This window comes from Tropicimonas sp. IMCC34011, assembly GCF_003390865.1.
Lineage (GTDB): Bacteria > Pseudomonadota > Alphaproteobacteria > Rhodobacterales > Rhodobacteraceae > Tropicimonas_B.
On record NZ_QMEJ01000001.1, the window covers coordinates 265805 to 283273 of the forward strand.

General features: G+C 62.5%; 20 protein-coding genes. 18 read left to right on the plus strand and 2 right to left on the minus strand.

Annotation, left to right across the window (positions count from 1 at the left end):
* Window positions 1–7: 7 nt before the first annotated feature.
* The 13 genes from DQG15_RS01335 to DQG15_RS01395 all read left to right on the plus strand — a co-directional run bounded on the left by DQG15_RS01335 (window position 8) and on the right by DQG15_RS01395 (window position 7714).
* Entirely contained in the window at window positions 8–772 is a 765-nt protein-coding gene (locus DQG15_RS01335; protein WP_232830659.1) for a DUF2612 domain-containing protein, read from the plus strand.
* Between the two features lie 12 nt (window positions 773–784).
* Complete coding sequence (locus tag DQG15_RS01340) at window positions 785–1720, plus strand: hypothetical protein (RefSeq protein WP_116082129.1); 936 nt, start codon at window positions 785–787, stop codon at window positions 1718–1720.
* A gap of 1 nt (window position 1721) precedes the next feature.
* The gene (locus DQG15_RS01345; protein ID WP_116082131.1) at window positions 1722–2684 is read left to right on the plus strand and encodes a pyocin knob domain-containing protein; all 963 of its coding nucleotides are present in this window, start codon (window positions 1722–1724) and stop codon (window positions 2682–2684) included.
* Window positions 2681–3163, plus strand: coding sequence for a hypothetical protein (locus tag DQG15_RS01350; protein ID WP_116082132.1), 483 nt, complete (start codon window positions 2681–2683; stop codon window positions 3161–3163). Before DQG15_RS01345 ends, DQG15_RS01350 begins: the two co-directional genes overlap by 4 nt.
* A gap of 12 nt (window positions 3164–3175) precedes the next feature.
* Window positions 3176–3499 carry a hypothetical protein gene (locus DQG15_RS01355; protein WP_116082134.1) on the plus strand — a complete coding sequence of 108 codons (324 nt, stop codon included), beginning with the start codon at window positions 3176–3178 and terminating at the stop codon, window positions 3497–3499.
* A 101-nt stretch (window positions 3500–3600) separates the two neighbouring features.
* Complete coding sequence (locus DQG15_RS01360) at window positions 3601–4344, plus strand: hypothetical protein (RefSeq protein WP_116082135.1); 744 nt, start codon at window positions 3601–3603, stop codon at window positions 4342–4344.
* A complete protein-coding gene (locus tag DQG15_RS01365) occupies window positions 4341–4592 on the plus strand; it encodes a hypothetical protein (protein WP_116082137.1) in 252 nt (83 codons plus the stop codon). Before DQG15_RS01360 ends, DQG15_RS01365 begins: the two co-directional genes overlap by 4 nt.
* Window positions 4580–4840 (plus strand): hypothetical protein, encoded by a 261-nt coding sequence (locus DQG15_RS01370; protein WP_116082138.1) that lies wholly within the window; start codon window positions 4580–4582, stop codon window positions 4838–4840. Before DQG15_RS01365 ends, DQG15_RS01370 begins: the two co-directional genes overlap by 13 nt.
* A gap of 99 nt (window positions 4841–4939) precedes the next feature.
* A complete protein-coding gene (locus tag DQG15_RS01375; RefSeq protein WP_116082140.1) occupies window positions 4940–5272 on the plus strand; it encodes a hypothetical protein in 333 nt (110 codons plus the stop codon).
* Window positions 5262–5585 carry a hypothetical protein gene (locus DQG15_RS01380; RefSeq protein WP_116082141.1) on the plus strand — a complete coding sequence of 108 codons (324 nt, stop codon included), beginning with the start codon at window positions 5262–5264 and terminating at the stop codon, window positions 5583–5585. The genes DQG15_RS01375 and DQG15_RS01380 overlap by 11 nt, the downstream gene beginning before the upstream one ends.
* An 11-nt stretch (window positions 5586–5596) precedes the next feature.
* Window positions 5597–6484: a hypothetical protein gene (locus DQG15_RS01385; RefSeq protein ID WP_116082142.1), complete on the plus strand. Its 888-nt coding sequence runs from the start codon at window positions 5597–5599 to the stop codon at window positions 6482–6484.
* Entirely contained in the window at window positions 6484–7275 is a 792-nt protein-coding gene (locus DQG15_RS01390; protein WP_116082144.1) for a DUF4376 domain-containing protein, read from the plus strand. The genes DQG15_RS01385 and DQG15_RS01390 overlap by 1 nt, the downstream gene beginning before the upstream one ends.
* Before the next feature lies 1 nt (window position 7276).
* Window positions 7277–7714, plus strand: coding sequence for a hypothetical protein (locus tag DQG15_RS01395; RefSeq protein ID WP_116082145.1), 438 nt, complete (start codon window positions 7277–7279; stop codon window positions 7712–7714).
* Here DQG15_RS01395 and DQG15_RS01400 read toward each other — a convergent pair.
* Together DQG15_RS01400 and DQG15_RS01410 are read right to left on the minus strand one after the other, a co-directional pair.
* The gene (locus tag DQG15_RS01400) at window positions 7689–7937 is read right to left on the minus strand and encodes a hypothetical protein (RefSeq protein WP_116082147.1); all 249 of its coding nucleotides are present in this window, start codon (window positions 7935–7937) and stop codon (window positions 7689–7691) included. The genes DQG15_RS01395 and DQG15_RS01400 overlap by 26 nt on opposite strands.
* A gap of 2324 nt (window positions 7938–10261) precedes the next feature.
* A complete protein-coding gene (locus DQG15_RS01410; RefSeq protein WP_116082150.1) occupies window positions 10262–11146 on the minus strand; it encodes a LysR family transcriptional regulator in 885 nt (294 codons plus the stop codon).
* A 143-nt stretch (window positions 11147–11289) separates the two neighbouring features.
* On the opposite strand from DQG15_RS01410, the gene DQG15_RS01415 reads away from it, so the two are divergent.
* From DQG15_RS01415 to DQG15_RS01435, 5 genes are all read left to right on the plus strand, one after another.
* Complete coding sequence (locus tag DQG15_RS01415; protein WP_116082152.1) at window positions 11290–12234, plus strand: ABC transporter permease; 945 nt, start codon at window positions 11290–11292, stop codon at window positions 12232–12234.
* A complete protein-coding gene (locus DQG15_RS01420; protein WP_116082153.1) occupies window positions 12231–13103 on the plus strand; it encodes an ABC transporter permease in 873 nt (290 codons plus the stop codon). Before DQG15_RS01415 ends, DQG15_RS01420 begins: the two co-directional genes overlap by 4 nt.
* A 13-nt stretch (window positions 13104–13116) precedes the next feature.
* A complete protein-coding gene (locus DQG15_RS01425) occupies window positions 13117–14757 on the plus strand; it encodes an ABC transporter ATP-binding protein (protein WP_116082155.1) in 1641 nt (546 codons plus the stop codon).
* A gap of 89 nt (window positions 14758–14846) precedes the next feature.
* Window positions 14847–16400, plus strand: coding sequence for an ABC transporter substrate-binding protein (locus DQG15_RS01430; protein ID WP_116082156.1), 1554 nt, complete (start codon window positions 14847–14849; stop codon window positions 16398–16400).
* Window positions 16400–17437: a CapA family protein gene (locus DQG15_RS01435; RefSeq protein WP_116082158.1), complete on the plus strand. Its 1038-nt coding sequence runs from the start codon at window positions 16400–16402 to the stop codon at window positions 17435–17437. The genes DQG15_RS01430 and DQG15_RS01435 overlap by 1 nt, the downstream gene beginning before the upstream one ends.
* Window positions 17438–17469: the final 32 nt, after the last annotated feature.

Here is a 17469-nt window from a genome sequence, read left to right on the forward strand (position 1 = left end):
GGGCTTCGTGCAAAGCCGCATTGACCGGGTGCTGACGCAGTACAGGGAGAGCCCCAACTTGCTCTCCGTCGCTGAGGCGGTGCTGGGGCAGGCGCTGGACGCGAAGGAACAGATCGAGGGCATCCTTACCGCCTTCAATATCGACACGGCGACAGGCGAGCAGCTGACGTTTATCGGTCGCCGTCTGGGGTGGCCAAGAGCGCACTGCATCTGCTCGGAGACGCCCGTCTTCGGGTTTGACTGCACCGAGGCCGGCGATCCGGGCATTGTCGGGTTCTGCGAGCCGCTCAGTTCATGGGCCGACTGCAACGTGTCCGGCTTCGGGCTTCTCGTCGTGGATGATGACGAGATCTACCGGCAAATGCTGCGCGTCCGCATCTATCAGATCCTTGGTCAGTTCGAGATCACCAGCCTGCTTGAGGCCGCGCGCATCGTGTGGCCGGATGCCGAGGTGCTGTCGTCTGGCGGCGGACGCATCGTCCTAGCCCCGATGGATGACGAGATCGACGTGACCGACCCGCTATTGCAGATCTGGCCGCGCATTCTCCCCGTCGCGCTCGGTGTGCGGCTCTTGTTCCATTTCGGGACGCGGCCTGTCTGGGGCTTCGGCGAGGGATGGGGCAATATCGCCGACTGTGCCGGCGCCGACCGTCTCGCCGATGAAGATGGCGATCTGATCACTCACGAGGGGGACGATTACGTCCTCCTGCGCATCCGTCCGATTGACGGCGTTTCCGACTGGCTCTGCCCGGTCGATACCTCCACCTGCTAAGGGGCTTCCCGCATGTCGAACTTCTCAACGCCGTTCGCGGCGAACACTCCCGAACGCCGTCGTCCCAACGCAGAAGAGCAGTCGCTCGGGTTCCCCTGCGGCCCGTCTGATCGGGAGTTGTTCAACGGCCTCATCCATACGTATCAAGCTGAGATCAAGTCCGTTGCGACCGAGGCGGGCGTGACCGGCAGCGATGCCGATTACAACCTCCTGCGGGATTCCATCGTCGCGCTGATCGAGGCGGCAACCGGCGGTGGCGACCCGTCCAGCTATTTGACCGAGGCAATCGCCAAATCGCGCCTGCCGTTCCACGCTGAAGTCGAGACCGCAGACAACAAGCTTGGGGTGCAGTCCCCCGGCTCCGGGATCGTGCGCGTCCCCGGTGGGGTGGACTTCGTGCATCGCGGGATCGTGCGCGTCTCGACGGCACAGACGGACCTCGGCACGTCCGCCAACTCGACCTATCACCTTCGGTGGACTGCGGCAGGTGGGTTCGTTCTCAAGAGCCTTGCGGACCCGAGCTACAATCCCGGAGCCCTGTCGGAGACAGCCACGGCGTTTGACGGCACCTATGATGACCTGCTGTTCGCGCGGGTCACTACGAACGCGTCGAACATCCCGACGATCACGGACCTGCGGAATGCGGCGAACCTGCTGGACACCGTGACGGCGAATGCGACGAACGTGCAGAACTCCGGAAAGAACTTCGCGCGCGGCGACGTGCGTCTGCCGATCAACTGGGCACGCACGCCCCGCTCACGGTCCATCACGATGATCACCAAGAACAACGATGGCGACGTCAACGATCAGGACCGGCTGATCTTCGCGCTCGGCGGCTACGGCGGCACGCAGCTGACGGACTACCCGGTGGATCGCTACGGCTGCAATTTCACCCAGGTTGAAGACTTCATGACCTCCATGCGCCTGTCCGGCGCGTTCGGGGGCTGACATGGCTGATCGCAATTTCCCGCTCGACTTCGCGGACATCCCGTCGATTGCGGATGATGTTGATCTGTTCGCAGCGAGCGCGGCGGGCAATGCCTACAAGCTGCTGGTCGGGACTCTTCACAACCACATCCTGCGTTCCGAGCCGATTGCCGACTGGAACGCCGCTACGCGATCAGGTTACGTCTTTGACGATGGGGACGCCGCGAACGCCCCGGTGGCTGGCCTCCTGACAGGTCAGGTCACATCGTCGGGAACACGGATTTGGCAGACCGCCATCAACGAGGACCGGGATATCGTCTATTCCCGCACGTCGTCGGATACCGGCGCATCGTGGACCGCGTGGGCGGCGAAAGAAGATCTCCCCCCGATCACCGATGACGATGACCTGTCGGTGGACCAAGGCAACCTTCCGACGCGCGGGAATGTGGATGCCAACTTCGCAAACACGCCGACGCTGTTGCAGGACATATCGGCCGCCGGGCTAGCGCAGGTAGACATCGCCCTCGATATCGCGACGTACCGAACCTTTCGCGTCGAGATTGTCAATGCATCTCCGGCAGTTGACGGGGCAAAACTATACTTGCGGACCAGTTCTGACGGAGGCGTTTCGTTCGACGAAGGTGCGGAGGATTACAGTTTTGCCGGGAGATCGCAACGTAGTGACACGGGCGGTGACGAGTTCAAACTGGCGAACAGCGATGAGATTTGGCTGCACGCGTACACAATCGGAAGCGCGGCGGGTGCGGGCCTCTCTGGGACCGTAGACATATTCTCGGCCGAGAGCGGCTACATGACGGTGACGGGACAGTGCGGTTATGGCCTTCCGGGCGGCCAATTTTCCCAAGCCGGAATGTCTGGGCGAAGGAAAAGCGCCACGCCGGTAAATGCCGTCCGTCTGTTTTTCGACAACGGCAGCATCGCCTCCGGTCGCGTGTGTATCTGGGGCATGGGGCGGTTCGCATGAGCACCATGCGCCACGCGGTTGTCGCCAACGGCCGGGGGCTGGAGTGGCTGACCAGCCTGATCCTTCTGGGCCTTGCCGCGGCTCTTGCCACGCCCGGCGACACGCTCTCGATGTCGGTGTCCTACTCTGGCTTTATTGCCGCGGGGTTTACCGAAACGATCTTTATCGTGCTGCTTTTGATCGTTGCAGCAGAGCGGCTGTTTGGCCTTTGGCGCAACGGGCATTGGCGGCGTTCTCCGATACTGAGGTTCATCGGGGCGATCGTTGGCGCCGCGATTTTTGCGGGGCTCGCCGCCGGTTTCGCCTGGCCCTGGATAGCGGCGATCTCGATTACGACAGACCCACTTACAGTGTCTTTCGGGCTCCCGATGTCCACCGGAGTTCCCGTCTACGCCCTGCTCGCATGGGCGGATCTACAAGCCGCATATCGCAGCGGTGCCGACATCCGGGTGTGCCGGTCGCTGCAATGGGCGGGATAAATGCTAGGGAATATGAGTCCGGAAGATGCCGTGATCCTCGGAACTGTTCTCGGCACCATCATCGCGGCCGTCTACAGGGGCGTCCAGGGGATGCGCAAAGGCCACCCGACCGGAGAGCTTGCCGGCGGCAATGACGCCGAGGCCACGTCCACCGAGAAGCGGATCAGCGAGCTCGCGAAGGGCATGGTCACCCTTTCGAATGACATGCGCCGCCTCGAGCGTGAGGTCGGCAAGCTGACCGCGCATCAGGCGGACACAGCCGACAAGCTGGACCGCCTCGACCCATGGCTTCACGAGACGCTCGGCGAGATCAAGGGCATCCTCGGGCGCCGCTGACCCCATGCACCCGTTCTGGATCCTGTGGGTCGCGCTCCTCTGCGCGGCCCTGACCTACTGCGTCACCCACATTTGACATCTCCGACCGAAAGGCACTGCCAATGGACAGGTCTGCGTTCTTCGCTGCGCTGAGAGAGCGCGACAACGGCATCTTCGGCACGTCCCTCACGCAGCGCCAAGTCGAGGGCACCGAGGCCCTGCTGGACGCCGGCAAAGGGCTACCGCTGCACTGGATGGCGAACATCAACGCCAACGTCTACCGGGAAACCGGGGGCGGGATGTACCCGGTCAAGGAGACGGTATTCCCGCACCACAAGGACAAGAATCCCAGCGATGCGACAGTGATCTCGCGCCTCGATCGTGCCTTTGCCAAGGGGCAGCTCACGTGGGTCCGGACACCGTACTGGCGCAATGGCGCCTTCGGCCGTGGCCAACTCATGATCACGCACGACCACAACTATCGCAAGTTCGGGATCACCAACTACGCCGATGCGCTCAAGCTGGATGTCTCAGCGCGGATCGCGGTTGAAGGCATGGTCGAGGGTCATTTCACCGGCAAGAAGCTGGCCGATTTCGACTTCCCGGCCGACCTCGACAACCCGCCGAAGACGGACCCGCGCCGGATCGTCAACGGCATCGATGGGTCGGACGATCTCGTGCAGTCCTATCACATGGCGTTCGCGACCGCGCTGGAAGTCGCAGGGTGGGGTGAAGTCCCTCCCGCCGCTCCTGCGCCCGCTCCTGAGCCTGACGCCACCATCCCGGACGACATCGCCCGGAAAGCCGCCGCCTACGACCGCATCGCCGCAATCACCGCTGATATTGGAAAGGGGCCGACCCCATGAGCAGCAATCAGAACCTCCCGCCTCTCGCTTGGTGGAAAGCCCGGTCCACGTGGCTTAACGCCCTCGCCGCGCTGGCGGTGCTCCTCCAGGTGTTCGGCGTGGATCTCGATGCGTGGCTCGTCGCGCGCGATCTGACGCAGGCCGAAGTGGCCGAAGTCATCGTGATGGTCCTGCCGTATGCCCTCGCTGCCTGGGCGTGGTTTGAGCGCCGGGCGCCCAACTTCCGCCTGACGTGGTGGGCGTCGTGATCTCCCGCATCCTCGCTCCTGCCGCCATAGCGCTAGTCTGCCTCGCCGCCGGCTACGGCCTCGGTCGCTGGCAGGGGCATCAAGCGGCGGAGATGGACGCCATCAAGACTGCCGCCACCGCCTACCGTGACACCCTAAAGGAGATGGACGATGCGAGCATTGATCCTGACGACCTCGATGCTGCTGATGAGCGCCTGTGCCTCGAAGCCGATCTCGCCGCCAGCTGTCTGCGACGGGACGCGGAGTGATCGCACCGACCACGCCCGCGCGCTGGTTTTCGATGGTGGCCCGAAGAGCCGGACGACGGGGGCGAACCTCCTGAGCAAGATGACGGCGGGGTGCCAAGAATGAGCAACATCATCAAGCATCGCCGCGGCGACACCTTTACGCTCGCCTGCACCGCCTATCTGGATGACGCGGAGGAGACGCCGCGCCCACTGGCAGATGTCACGATCCGCTCTCAGGTGCGGCACGCATCAGACGGCACGCGCTACGACCTCACGGTGCAGGTCGTGGATGCCGCCGCCGGCACCTACCTGATCACGGCGCCCGCGGTCGACACCGAAGAGTGGCGCGTTGGCCCTTGGAACTGTGACATCGAGTACGAAGAGGGCGGCGTTGTCAACAGCACGGAAACCTTCGTCGTACAGGTCGAAAAGGACGTGACCCATGACGACTAGGATTGTGCAGGAGATACGGGGTCTCACCAATGTCCTTCCGTCTGGCGTTGGGACCACTGTCCTGACCGTTTCCGACAATGGCGAGGCGTCTGCCGCGCTTGCCGCAAAGATTGCCGCCCAAGGCGCGGCGGACGATGCAGCGCAAGCTGTCACTGATGCGGAGACTGCTCGCGATGACGCTGTTGCGGCAAAGAACGCTGCTGAAACTGCGGCGGACTCGATCGGCATCAGCCCCGCGCCCGATAACCAGATCACCAACGACGGAAACGGCCTCTACGTAGGCCTTCCCCCGCTTTCAACGGCGGACTGGTAAGGAGCCCCCTCATGCCCGACGTCTACCGTGTCCACAAGACAACCGCCCTGCCGGTCACGTTGCAGGGGAACTCGATCTACCTCGTCGCGCCCGCGGGCAGCCCGGATTACGTTGAGGTCTACGTCACCAACTCTGCCGGAGATGCAACGCGCCACACGCCCCGCGCCGAAGATATCCAAGCGATGATCGACAGCGCAATATTGGGGTCATTGGCGGATCCGCTAGGATTCCTGATCTCGGGCCTCACCCAAACTTTCGAGTATCACGACTTCCAGCGCGACCCTCTGTTCCTGACCACAAACGGTCAGACTCTTGCCGGGGTGTCTGATCCGGTCGGCCTCGCAGTAGATAATCGAGGAGGCAATAACGCCACCCAGCCCACCGCCGCCGCCCGACCGATCCGCAGCGCCGCGGGGCTGGATTTCAATGGTTCGGTGCAGTACCTGCTTTCGGGAATAACCACATCGACAGCGATGACAGCCCTTGTCATGGTGACTGTGGGCAGCGGAAGTACGCAATTTGCGCTCGGTGTGAATCAGGGCTCGTCTGACCGGTTCTACCTTGGGACCGCTAACGGAGAGGTGGTCTGGGGGGTCGGCAATGAAAACACCTCGGACCTGACTTCCGGTTTCGATGCAACGGGCCAGACCGGTGTGATTTGGCTTACCATGGACGGCTCCAACATCCGCGGCGGGTGGAATGGAACCGAACTGCTTAACAAAGGCCAAGTCGGTGCGGTGCAAGAAGGTATGACTCCTGCCATCGGCGCCCTTCGCAATCAGGCTACCGGCGCGCGGGGGGATCATTGGAACGGGCCTATCCGCCAGATGCTTATCTGCCAAGAAGCTTTGATGACCGAGCAGGTCGCCGCGTGGTCCAGTTACATGGGAGGTTTGTGATGACTGCTTATACCAGATCCATCGCCGCCTTAGTCACACTGGAAATGAGAGAGGCCGCCAACACTCTTCTGGACGCGCTCGGGCAGGGACCACAGAGCTTCACCGGCGAGGCTGGCCCGGACTCCGAAACGCCGACCCACGCCTATCTCTCGACCGTCTGGGTGCCTGCCTTCGAGGCAGAGGTGTTGGGCATCCTGTCCGGCGACGCCCCGCCCGAGGCACTGGCCGATGCGGACCCTGACACGATCGCTGCCGTAAACGCTGCACTCACCATCGACAACGGCCCGCGCTTCGGTCCGGATGGGGTGAGCGATCGCCTGTCTGGCCTTATGGCCCGCGAAGGTCTCGTGCGAGTGCGAACGGGGGATATTGACGACGGGGCGGGGGAAGTTCTGCCTCCTGCGGTCGAGAGCTTGGACGTCAACATCGAGAACCAGCGGCGCATTGCCATGGGCTTCCCGTTCGAGGTCGGCGGCGTGGGCTATACGTTCCAGTGCGATGACCGTAGCCGCGACCGCATCGCCGGGGCAGCGACACTCGCCGGGTTTGCCCTCATTGCTGGCGCGCAGGCGGGGGATTACCAATGGCACCGCACGGCTGCAAAGCCCGATCCTGACCCGTTCCGCTGGATCACCGCCGATAACTCGCAAGTAGAGCTGGACGCGCCCACCATGCTTGCGGTTGGTCAGGCTGCAGCCGCATGGGAAAGCGATCACGTTTTCGCGGGGGATGCGCTCAAGCGGATGGAACCGATCCCACAGGACTATACTGCAGATAGGCACTGGCCCTGATATGCGCGCGACCCTTGCCGCCTATCACGGTTGGGCGCGGCACGGCTGGCCCACGGACACCGCCATCAGGCTCGCCACGCTGTCCCCCTACAGCCATGTCGAGCTTGCGGAGGGCGAGGCGCATCCGGGAGAGGTTGCCGTCTGCTGGTCCTCCTCGCCGCGTGACGGGGGCGTCCGGTCCAAGAAGATCCTGCTGGGCGACAAATGGCGGCTGATCCCGGTGGACGTGCCGGGGGATGCCTTCGCCCGGATCGCAGCGCGGTCCGGCCGGCCCTACGATCTCCGGGGCGCGCTCCTGTCGCCTCTCCGCCGGGACCATGATCTCGGCACCCCTGGCGCGTGGTTCTGCTCGGAGGTCATCGCGGACGCAATGCGGCTGACCGCCCCCTGGGCGTGGTCTCCGGGGCGTCTGGTCAGGTGGGCGGCTCGGTCGGCTTGACGCCCGCTCCGTCCATAGCATCGTCCGCACCCTTCCAGATGATCTGCACAGCCTCTGCGCCGATCCTCCCGCACTCTCCGCACCGCGCGCGGCGCTGCACCTCGTCCACGTCTGTCTCGGGACCGTAGCGCTCCGCAAGGGCGGGGACCGGCACAAGCGCCCAGTGACCGCAGGCGCAGTCGAGAGCGAGGTGATGGTGGGGGATTGCGGCGAGGGTGGTCATGGGGTGCCTCAGGAGGGCGAGCGCGGGCGACCGGGGTAGCCCAGTCCACTACTGCGGCGAGTCTCCCGCCGACTGACAATCCGCGCTCTGGAAGCCCCTCCCATTCCGAGCCGAGGCCCGTTATCCCTGCATGGCGCTACGATGCAGCGTAGCGGGGAGGCGCCACCAGAAAGCGGTTCCGCGTTGATGGGCAGTCGCGGCCCTGCCGAGCCTCCACCTTACCGCATTCCCCGCCGCGGTGGAATCCCCCATGGCCGCCTATAATAAGCAGTCACTTGAATATGGAGCCACAGACGGCTCTATGATTCCGCTACCTTGAGCAACGAGAATCGGCCTCGTCTCTCCTATGTGCTGGGAAGGGGGCTAGGCTCAATCAGGCCTGTTCTCGGGGTCAGGATAATAAAGAGGCCACCAACGTAACGGATAAATGTTTTTCCCGACACGTCCGCCGCCTCCTGGGTACTTCCAGAAACCCTTGTGCCAAAACATCACTCTCCAGTGGTCGCGGTGGTCGCACTCTCCCTCCCATTCAATGAATGCAAGAATTGGCGTCCCGTCTCTAGGAGCTTCGTTCATCGGTCGTGAAGTGTCAGGCATCCGGCCTCTCCTTCTACGCGCCTGCTGCGCTGGTGGGGTGGATCTGGTCTAAACGTTCACACTCAGACGCAGCCTCTATCGAGGTCTCATATGGGCCGTGAACGTCTAGACCAGATTTTGCGTAGAATCCTGACGTGACCGCCGCGTGCCAAATCCTGTGACGAAAACGTCCATACCCAACCATATCCCGGTTGCCTAGGGTCGACCATCGAACGGTCATCGTCTCTCTCCTCATCTCACGAACGGGTGCCCCTAGGGGTGGTGGGGGTCAGCAAGTCGCCGTGCCGCTGGAATCTACTCAGGTGTGTTCCGCAAAACGCTTCGCCTTTACGCGCTGCGTTCAAGCATTGCTTGCGGCCTGCCACCCATGCCGGCCCATAGGAAATGATGGCTTGGCACCTTGGATGATTGTCGTGCGTTTTTTCTCGAAGGTCCGGCGCGTTTTTATGGGACTGCCCTTCGGCTATTTGTTTGTCCCGCCTCGCTCCTCTCATTGGTATCATCGCATCATCCTCCTTACTCCTGATATCTCACGAACGGTCGCCTCTGGGGCGGGTGGGGTAGGGGGTGGAGGTCAGTCGGCGGCTCGGTCCATGCCTTGAAACTTTGCTATGGCGGCGCGTATGTTCCTCGCCTCACGCTCAAGCACTTCTGCATGCCCCCAAGCCATGTCGCAAAACGCGTCGGACGACCTCGTCGATGGATCAATCTGAAGGGAGGCGTGTACAGGCGCGCCAGCTAAGCCGGTGACAACGCGCTGAACACTTGTCGATACCTCGCGCACCAGCCAGATCTCTTCCTTCTCACGTATAGTATCCTCCGGGGCTACTTGGACTTCGTTTTTCGGTAGCATATTCGTTACTCCTGATACGTCATGAGGGCTTGACGGTGCGCGGATGCACGCCTGTTTATCGGGGTCATGCCGGGAAGGGCATATCCCACTTTCACTGTACGTTCTTGGCATGTCCGTGGGATTGGCGTGGCGCTAAGTGCTTGCCCCTGCGCGGTATCGGCATGATTCAAAATCCCCCGCCTCGCGGCGTGTCGGTTCGAATCCGACCTCGGGTACCAAAGGCTTAGCCGGATCTCGGGGTGTGGTGATCGCAATGCATCCCACACCCCGAGCCCACTCTCCCGTTCCGTTCATGTTCCGGTCCATAGAGTGGTGAATCACCTCCGTCTTTCGTGAGCGGACCGCGTCAGTGTCAGCCGGTTCGCCTTGCGTCGGTAGTAGGCCACCGTGTCCGGGCTCTGATGTGTCGCGGCCTGGATCTCGGCATCGGACCATCCGGCTTCAGCGAGCTCGACAATGGCCAGTTTTCTAGGCCGAAGTGAAAATTCGTACCGGCTGGGGCGACATTTCACTTCACCGGTTTCGGTCTGCGGATGGGGCCACGTTCAAGCGTCTTAGTCGTCCGCAGTGTATGGCACCCTCATAATCAATACTGGATCTATAGGCCCAAGGGCGGATGATAAGATCTGGGTGGCAGCAAAGCCCCGCGCTTCGGCCATTCAGGCGAGGCGCAGCGGATGACCGGATCGAGCCAACTCTGAACGGAACTGCGCATAGTCGGCTGGCAGCTTTGAAGAGCGCTCCGCAACGTTGCTGCAGCGGCGGTGCATAGTCTCTCAGCAGAAACATCTCCCGGAATTGCGCCAAGCCGCTATTGGATAAGTGGATGGCACGCGTGCAGACGATCCGAAGACAGAGTTTCGCGCAGTTGGGATCAGCTTTCGGAACGATCTGTGGCGACGAGGGTCTTCAGTGCCTCCCGGACGATGCTCGTCAAGCGGCTTCGCGATTCCAGTTCGTAGAAGCCGACCTGCCGCATGGCGGTACAGTCATCGATGACTTCTATCCGCAGCGATGGGCTGCGGGTCCATGAAGCTCGGCGTTGCAGCGGCAGAAAGCTGATCCCGACGTCATCCTCCACCAGCTCCACGATCGTCCGCAACGAGTTCAGTTCAATGAAATCGTTCACCGGGGTCTTCTGGTCGCGAATGTAGCGTTCGACAAGAGTGCCGGTGTGGGTCTTGCGTGAGGGCCTGAGTAGCAGGCGTGTTGCGATCAGTTCGTCCCTGCTGATGTCGCTGGCGGACGCGCGATTGGCGATGAACGCGAGGGGCTCGGTGTAGAGCGGAGTCCAGAGAAGCCCCGAGGGCAGGGGGCGGGGGCTCTTGATCGAGAGCGCCGCGTCCAGCTCGCCCTCCATCACCTGCATCGAGAGGTCGCCGGAGTAGTTGAGGTCGGGCGTGATCTTCAGTTCGGGGTAGCGATTGCGCAGATCCAGCGTTGCGACGGCGAGCAGGCCGACGGTCGAGGCCACTGCGCCGATCGAAAGCTCGCCGCGGACTTCGCTGCCGTTGCTTTCCTTCATTTGCTCGTAAATGCCGAGGATCTGTTCGCACTGGCTGCGCAGCCGATGGCCAGTTGCCGTCAGGATGATCGTCCGGCCGACCCGATCGAAGAGGACTTGGCCGAGGTCATCTTCCAGGGAGCGGATCTGGAGGCTGACCGCGGCGGGCGTCAAGGCCACCTCATCCGCCGCGGCGGACATGGAGCCGCTACGAGCCACACACAGGAAGGTCTTGAGAACACGAAGGGAGCTCATGCCCGATCGTTAAAGATTACTTAAAACTACGTCAAATTTTTATAGTTTTACTTTCCTGTTACTGCGCCTTTAGCTTCCCTTCACAAAGCGCGGCGGCTTCGACAGGCCAGCCCGCGCAAAGCCAGATGGGAGGCCCCGCCACGATGTTGCGGTTTGTTTTTGCAAGGGTCGGAATGGCCGTCCCGACCCTCCTGCTCGTATCCATCGCAGTTTTCGTGCTGGTGCGCATGATTCCGGGGGATCCGGCGCAGTTGCTCCTGGGTGATCTTGCCGACCCGGACAGCCTTGCGGACATGCGTCAGAGAATGGGGCTGGACAAGTCGGTCTTCCAGCAGTTCGTCATCTGGTTCGGAAACCTTCTGACTGGCGATCTAGGAAGTTCGATCACGACCGGGCAGGACGTCACAGCCCTCGTGTCCAGCCGCTTCCTGATCAGCGCTCAGGTGGTGCTCGCCGCGGTTCTCTTCGCCGCGCTGGTGGCGGTGCCTGCGGGGATAATCGCGGCATGGCGGCAGAACGGTGTGACAGATCTGTTTCTGATCGGGACGGCCACACTTCTCGTGTCGATCCCCACGTTCTGGCTCGGCCTGCTGATGCTTCTTCTCTTCGGGGTCAAGCTGTCGTGGCTGCCGGTAGTCGGATATGTGCCGTTCTCGCAGGATGCCATGGGTGCGGTGCTGTACCTGCTCATGCCGATCGCGACGCTTTTCCTGCACGAGATCGGTATCCTGATCCGGATGTCGCGGGCCAGCACGCTCGAGGTGCTTCGTCTGGATTACGTGACCCATGCCCGCGCCAAAGGTTTGAGCGAAAGGGCCGTGCTGACGCGCCACGTGTTTCGGAATTCCTTTGGCCCGACCTGGACGCTGATCGGCCTTGTGCTGGGCAACCTGCTGGGTGGGATCGCGGTTGTCGAAACCGTCTTCACCATCCCGGGCTTGGGCCGGCTTCTCGTGGATTCGATTTATCAGCGCGATTACCCGGTGATCCAGGGATGTCTGCTGTTCGTGGCAGTGACCTACGTTCTGGTGAACCTGGCGGTCGATCTCCTTTACCCCCTCTTCGACCCGAAGGTGACCGCAGAATGACACAGGCTGACCTGTCCCCCGCGTCGCAGGCCCGTCCGCGGCCCCAGCTGCCCCCAACGAATGCGCTGATCGGAGGCTTCATCGTCGGAACGATCGTGCTTGTCGCGCTGATCGGCGCCGTTTGGACGCCCTACGATCCGCTCAAGCTGGATTTCACGTCGAGGTTCCAGTCGCCGGGCGCCGAGCACTGGCTGGGCGCGGACGAATTCGGACGCGACGTCCTCAGCCGGCTGATGACGGGCGCCTCGACCAGCGTCTGGATCAGTATTCTGACCGTGACGTTCGCGGTCCTCGTCGGCACCACAATCGGCGTCGTCGCGGGCTTCTTGCGGGGCTGGACCGACCGCGTACTGATGGCGGTGAACAACGCGATGCTGGCGTTTCCGGGGCTCCTTCTGGCGCTCGGTCTGCTGGCAGTGGTGGGCGCAAACCAATACGGGATCGTACTGGCCCTTGGAGTTGCCTACTCACCCTCGGTGGCCCGGATCGTCCGGGGAACAGTACTCTCCCTGCGCGAACGGGAATTCATCGAATCCTCCCGCGTGCTCGGGAATTCCGAGCTCTACACGATGTTCCGTCACGTCCTGCCGAACTGCATCGCGCCGATTTCGGTCCTTGCGACCTCGATGTTCGGATGGGTGATCCTCGCAGAAAGCGCGCTGTCCTTCCTGGGACTGGGGGTGCCGCCACCCGCTCCGACTTGGGGGAACATGCTCGCCTCGGCCCGGCCGTTCATGGATCAGGCCGCGTTCCTCAGCATCTTCCCCGGCATTTGCATCTCGATCGCGCTCCTTGGGATCAACTTGTTGGGGGATGCAGTGCGGGATCGTTTCGACCCACGCATGCGCGGAATGAGAGGCTCGCACTGACATGACTAGCAAAATGACTGGGGAGACCCTTCTGAGCCTCGACAACCTTACGCTGTCGCTTGGTCAGGATGGACGAAACATCGTGCGGAACGTCTCCTTCGATGTGGCGCCGGGACAGATGGTGGGCGTGGTCGGCGAATCCGGCAGCGGCAAGACGCAGGTTGCGCGTGCCGTGCTTGGCCTGACACCACATCCCATAGTGAAAACCGGTGGCGAGATCAGCTTTCGGGGCACGCCGTTGCCGGATCCGTCCTCGTCCGCCATCCGGAAGCTACGCGGCGCCGAAATCGGCATGGTCTTTCAGGAGCCGATGACCTCGCTCAACCCCTCCATGAAGATCGGGGAGCAGCTGCACGAAGGTTTGGCGCTGCACCGGCGCGACCTGAGCCGGGACGCGCGACACCGGATGATCCTGTCGATGCTGGACCGGGTGGGCATCGCCGACCCGCAGGAAGCGGTCGGCGCCTGGCCGCACGAGTTTTCGGGCGGGATGCGTCAGCGCATGATGCTTGCGGCGGTGATGCTGCTCAAGCCGTCGCTACTGGTCGCCGACGAACCGACGACCGCTCTGGACGCGGTGGTTCAGCGGGATGTTCTGGAACTGATGGTGGAGCTTACCGCCGAGAACAACACGGCGGTCCTTCTGATCAGCCACGACCTGGCGATGGTCGCGCGCTACACCGAGAAACTGGTGGTTATGCGGCAGGGACTGGTCGTCGAGCAGGGCGACACGGCCGATATTCTCGATCGTCCGAAGCACGACTATACTCGCGATCTACTTGCCGCGATGCCACGGCGCGAACCCGCCCGCCAGATCGCCAAAACGTCGCCCATCGTTTCGGTGCGCGACATCGAGGTCCTCTATCCCGGCCGGGCCCGCTTGTTCGGAAAAGCCAAGCCGAAACACGCACTGCGCGGCATCGACCTTGACGTCTACCCGGGCGAGGTCGTCTCGGTGGTCGGGGGATCGGGGTCCGGAAAGACCACCCTCGGGCGGGTCATCGCGGGATTGCTGAAACCCTCGGAAGGAACTGTCGAGTTCCGCGGCAAGCCGATCGCGACTCCCGGGGCAGACCGGCGCAACTACAGGCTCAACTGCCAGATGGTCTTTCAGGACCCCTATAGTTCGCTCGATCCACGGATGAGCATCGGCGATCTGATCGGCGAAGGGCTTCGCCATGTCGATGACATGACGCCCGTCAAGAAAAGGGACCGTGTCCAGGAACTGCTCGACGAGGTCGGGCTGGGCACAGGCTATGCGGAGCGGTTTCCCCACGAATTGTCGGGTGGTCAGCGTCAGAGGGTGGCAATCGCCCGTGCGCTGGTGCGCAAACCCGAATTCGTGATCGCGGACGAGCCGGTCTCCGCTCTGGATGTGACCGTGCGTGCGCAGGTGCTCAGGCTGTTTGCCGATCTCCAGAGGAAGAACGGGTTTTCCTGCCTGTTCATCAGTCACGACCTCAGCGTCGTCGAACAGGTGTCGGACCGTGTCGTGGTCATGGAACATGGCCGCATCGTCGAACAGGGGACCCGGGACGAGATTTTTGATGCGCCGCGGGAACCCTACACCCGGAGGTTGCTGTCGGCCATCCCGCTGCTGGCGACCAACGCCTATGGCGGGGTCAGCCTGAAATGGCGCTTCGACCAGGCATAGCCATCTGAGGAGGTTCGCGCTTCGCCCCGGTCGAACGGCCGAGGACCGGTGCGCGCCTGAAACCGAAAAAACCCAAGAGGAGAGTTTGCATGAAGACTTTTGTAGCAACGGCGCTTGGCGCGGCGATGGTGACCACGGCGTTGGCCGGTCCGGCCATGGCGCAGACCATCCGCGTTCACCAGGATGCAGACATCCGGAGCACCGATCCGGGCGTCAACCGCGACGGCAACACCGACGATGTCATCCTGCACGTGGTCGAGGGCCTTGTAGGCTATGACAAGGAAGGCCGTCCGCAACCGCTGCTGGCCGAAAGCATCGATGTGTCCGATGACGGCCTGGAATACACGTTTCACCTGCGCGACGACGTGCGGTTTCACAATGGCGAGCCGCTGACCGCCGAGGACGTGATCTTCAGCTGGGATCGCTTCATGGATCCCGAGACCGGCTGGCGGTGCCTGTCGAGCTTTGACGGCCGCATCAACCTGAAGGTCGAGGACGCGTCTGCCATAGACGACATGACCGTGCGTTTTCGTCTTGCCGCGCCCAATCCACTCTTCCTGAGCTCTCTCGCGCGGAAGGATTGCGGTATGACCGCGATCACGCACAGGGATTCCCTCAACGAAGACGGGACGTGGAACAAGCCGATCGGGACCGGCCCCTTCAAGCTGAACGAATGGCGCCACCGCGAGTACATTAGCCTTGTGAAGAACGAGGACTACGCCAACCGCGGCGAAGAACCCAATGCCTACGTCGGGAGCAAGCGCCCACTGGTCGACGAGCTTCGCTTTGTCGTGATCTCGGACCCGGCCACCGCCAATGCGGCCTTGGTGAGCGGGTCAATCGACATCATCACCCGCGTACCCTACGCCGAGGTGGAAACGCTGGAAGCGCACGACAATATCGGGATCACGATCTCGCCGCAGCTCTCCCCGGCGACACTGCCTTTGCAGACCACCGATCCGCTTCTGTCGAATGTGAAGATGCGCCAGGCAATCGCCTCTGCCATCGATTACGATCAGCTCGTGGCCGGAGTGACTTATGGTCTGGCCGAGCCCAACACCTCGCTCGTTCCGATCTCTTCGCCGTTCTACAGCGACGTCACGCGGCAGGGCTTTACCTACGACCCCGCTCGTACGGCCACTCTTCTGGAGGAAGCAGGCTACAACGGCGAGACGCTGGTCCTCACCACCAACAAGCGCAACATGCCGAACTTTGACGCTGCGGTAATCGCGCAGGCGATGTTGCAGGCCGCCGGCATCAACGTCGAGGTTGAGGTCGTGGAATGGGGCGTGCAGTCCTCCCAATGGCAGGCGGGGAACTATCAGCTGATGTCCTTCAGCTACTCTGCTCGCATGGACCCGGTGTTCAGCTACGAGGCCGTAATGGGCCCGAAGGACGAGCAGCCGCGCAAGGTCTGGGATGACCCCGAGTCGCAGGAAATTCTGATCCAGGCGATGAACGAGCCCGACGAAGAGAAGCGCCAGGCGCTTATCGAGGACCTGCACCGACGGATGGTAGAGTTCGTCCCGATCATTCCGCTCTTCAACATTCTCAGCACCGGCGCCTACCGGGACACGATCACCGGGTACGAATCCTCGAGCTTCGGTGGGCCGCAGCTTTGGGAAGTTAGCAAGGCGGAGTGATGACCGTGAAGATTCGCCTGTTGGGTGATATGAACTTCAGCGGCGAAACGGATGCCAGTGACCTGTTCACTGGCATCCGCGATACGCTGGCGGGGGCCGATTTCACTTTCGCAAACCTCGAATGTTGCTTCTACGATCAGCCCGAAGATGCGCTTGAGACCCGCGGTTTCTACGTGACCCCGGCATCGGGCGCCGCCGCCGCGATGCGCGATCTGGGCCTCGACATGGTCGGCAACGCCAACAATGTCACCATTGGCGCAGAAGCCATCGCCTCGTCACTCTCCGAACTTGATGCCGTTGGCATCGCCCATGTGGGCGCGGGCCCGGACGCGGCAAGTGCCTATGCTCCGCGGGTTGTTCAGGTTTCTGGCCTGCGGATCGGGGTTCTACAGCGCACCGCGGTCTTTTGGCCGGACGGCGAAGCGAAAGCAGATCGTGCTGGTGTCGCCGTTATCCGTGGCCACACGTCCTATCGGCCACGGCTCGAAGAACAATCCGCCCAGACGCGCCCCGGCGTCCCCCCCGAGGTGATGACATGGGCCGACCACACGGCACTTGAGCGGTTCCGAGAAGATGTCGCCGCGCTGAAGGCATCCTGCGACATCGCTCTGATCTCGGTTCACTGGGGCTACCGGCGGGAGGTGCTGCAATATCAGCGCGATTACGCGCATGTCGCCATCGATGCCGGCGCCGACATCGTCTTCGGTCACGGCCCGCACATGATTTTGCCGATCGAGACCTACAAGGGAAAGCCGGTCTTTTACGGGCTGGGCAACTTCTCGTTCAAACAGGAACACAAAGGCAGGGCACATGTCGGCTGGACTGGCATGCATGCCGCGCTGGACTTGCAGGGGCAGGGCGCCGACGCACGACTCACGGGTGGTCGCTTGGGCTTCGTCCAGCGCAACGCTCTTAACCAGACCCTGCCTGTCACGACTTCGGACATCTCGGAAGAGTGCGGCTTGCTCATCGCCGCATCGTCCGACCTGGGAACAGAGCTCCTGCCCGACGGGGACGCCTTTTCCTTCAACCTGTAGACGGTCGCGACCTCCGCGAACGTATAGGAGAA

Excerpts from the sequence above, each read along its gene's own strand:
- DQG15_RS01385 (WP_116082142.1), top strand. The coding sequence starts at position 5,597 with ATGCCCGACGTCTACCGTGTCCACAAGACAACCGCCCTGCCGGTCACG.
- DQG15_RS01430 (WP_116082156.1), top strand. The coding sequence starts at position 14,847 with ATGAAGACTTTTGTAGCAACGGCGCTTGGCGCGGCGATGGTGACCACG.
- DQG15_RS01420 (WP_116082153.1), top strand. The coding sequence starts at position 12,231 with ATGACACAGGCTGACCTGTCCCCCGCGTCGCAGGCCCGTCCGCGGCCC.
- DQG15_RS01395 (WP_116082145.1), top strand. The coding sequence starts at position 7,277 with ATGCGCGCGACCCTTGCCGCCTATCACGGTTGGGCGCGGCACGGCTGG.
- DQG15_RS01345 (WP_116082131.1), top strand. The coding sequence starts at position 1,722 with ATGGCTGATCGCAATTTCCCGCTCGACTTCGCGGACATCCCGTCGATT.
- DQG15_RS01350 (WP_116082132.1), top strand. The coding sequence starts at position 2,681 with ATGAGCACCATGCGCCACGCGGTTGTCGCCAACGGCCGGGGGCTGGAG.
- DQG15_RS01425 (WP_116082155.1), top strand. The coding sequence starts at position 13,117 with ATGACTGGGGAGACCCTTCTGAGCCTCGACAACCTTACGCTGTCGCTT.
- DQG15_RS01415 (WP_116082152.1), top strand. The coding sequence starts at position 11,290 with ATGTTGCGGTTTGTTTTTGCAAGGGTCGGAATGGCCGTCCCGACCCTC.
- DQG15_RS01340 (WP_116082129.1), top strand. The coding sequence starts at position 785 with ATGTCGAACTTCTCAACGCCGTTCGCGGCGAACACTCCCGAACGCCGT.
- DQG15_RS01375 (WP_116082140.1), top strand. The coding sequence starts at position 4,940 with ATGAGCAACATCATCAAGCATCGCCGCGGCGACACCTTTACGCTCGCC.
- DQG15_RS01355 (WP_116082134.1), top strand. The coding sequence starts at position 3,176 with ATGAGTCCGGAAGATGCCGTGATCCTCGGAACTGTTCTCGGCACCATC.
- DQG15_RS01365 (WP_116082137.1), top strand. The coding sequence starts at position 4,341 with ATGAGCAGCAATCAGAACCTCCCGCCTCTCGCTTGGTGGAAAGCCCGG.
- DQG15_RS01360 (WP_116082135.1), top strand. The coding sequence starts at position 3,601 with ATGGACAGGTCTGCGTTCTTCGCTGCGCTGAGAGAGCGCGACAACGGC.
- DQG15_RS01435 (WP_116082158.1), top strand. The coding sequence starts at position 16,400 with ATGACCGTGAAGATTCGCCTGTTGGGTGATATGAACTTCAGCGGCGAA.
- DQG15_RS01410 (WP_116082150.1), bottom strand. The coding sequence starts at position 11,146 with ATGAGCTCCCTTCGTGTTCTCAAGACCTTCCTGTGTGTGGCTCGTAGC.
- DQG15_RS01390 (WP_116082144.1), top strand. The coding sequence starts at position 6,484 with ATGACTGCTTATACCAGATCCATCGCCGCCTTAGTCACACTGGAAATG.
- DQG15_RS01400 (WP_116082147.1), bottom strand. The coding sequence starts at position 7,937 with ATGACCACCCTCGCCGCAATCCCCCACCATCACCTCGCTCTCGACTGC.
- DQG15_RS01380 (WP_116082141.1), top strand. The coding sequence starts at position 5,262 with ATGACGACTAGGATTGTGCAGGAGATACGGGGTCTCACCAATGTCCTT.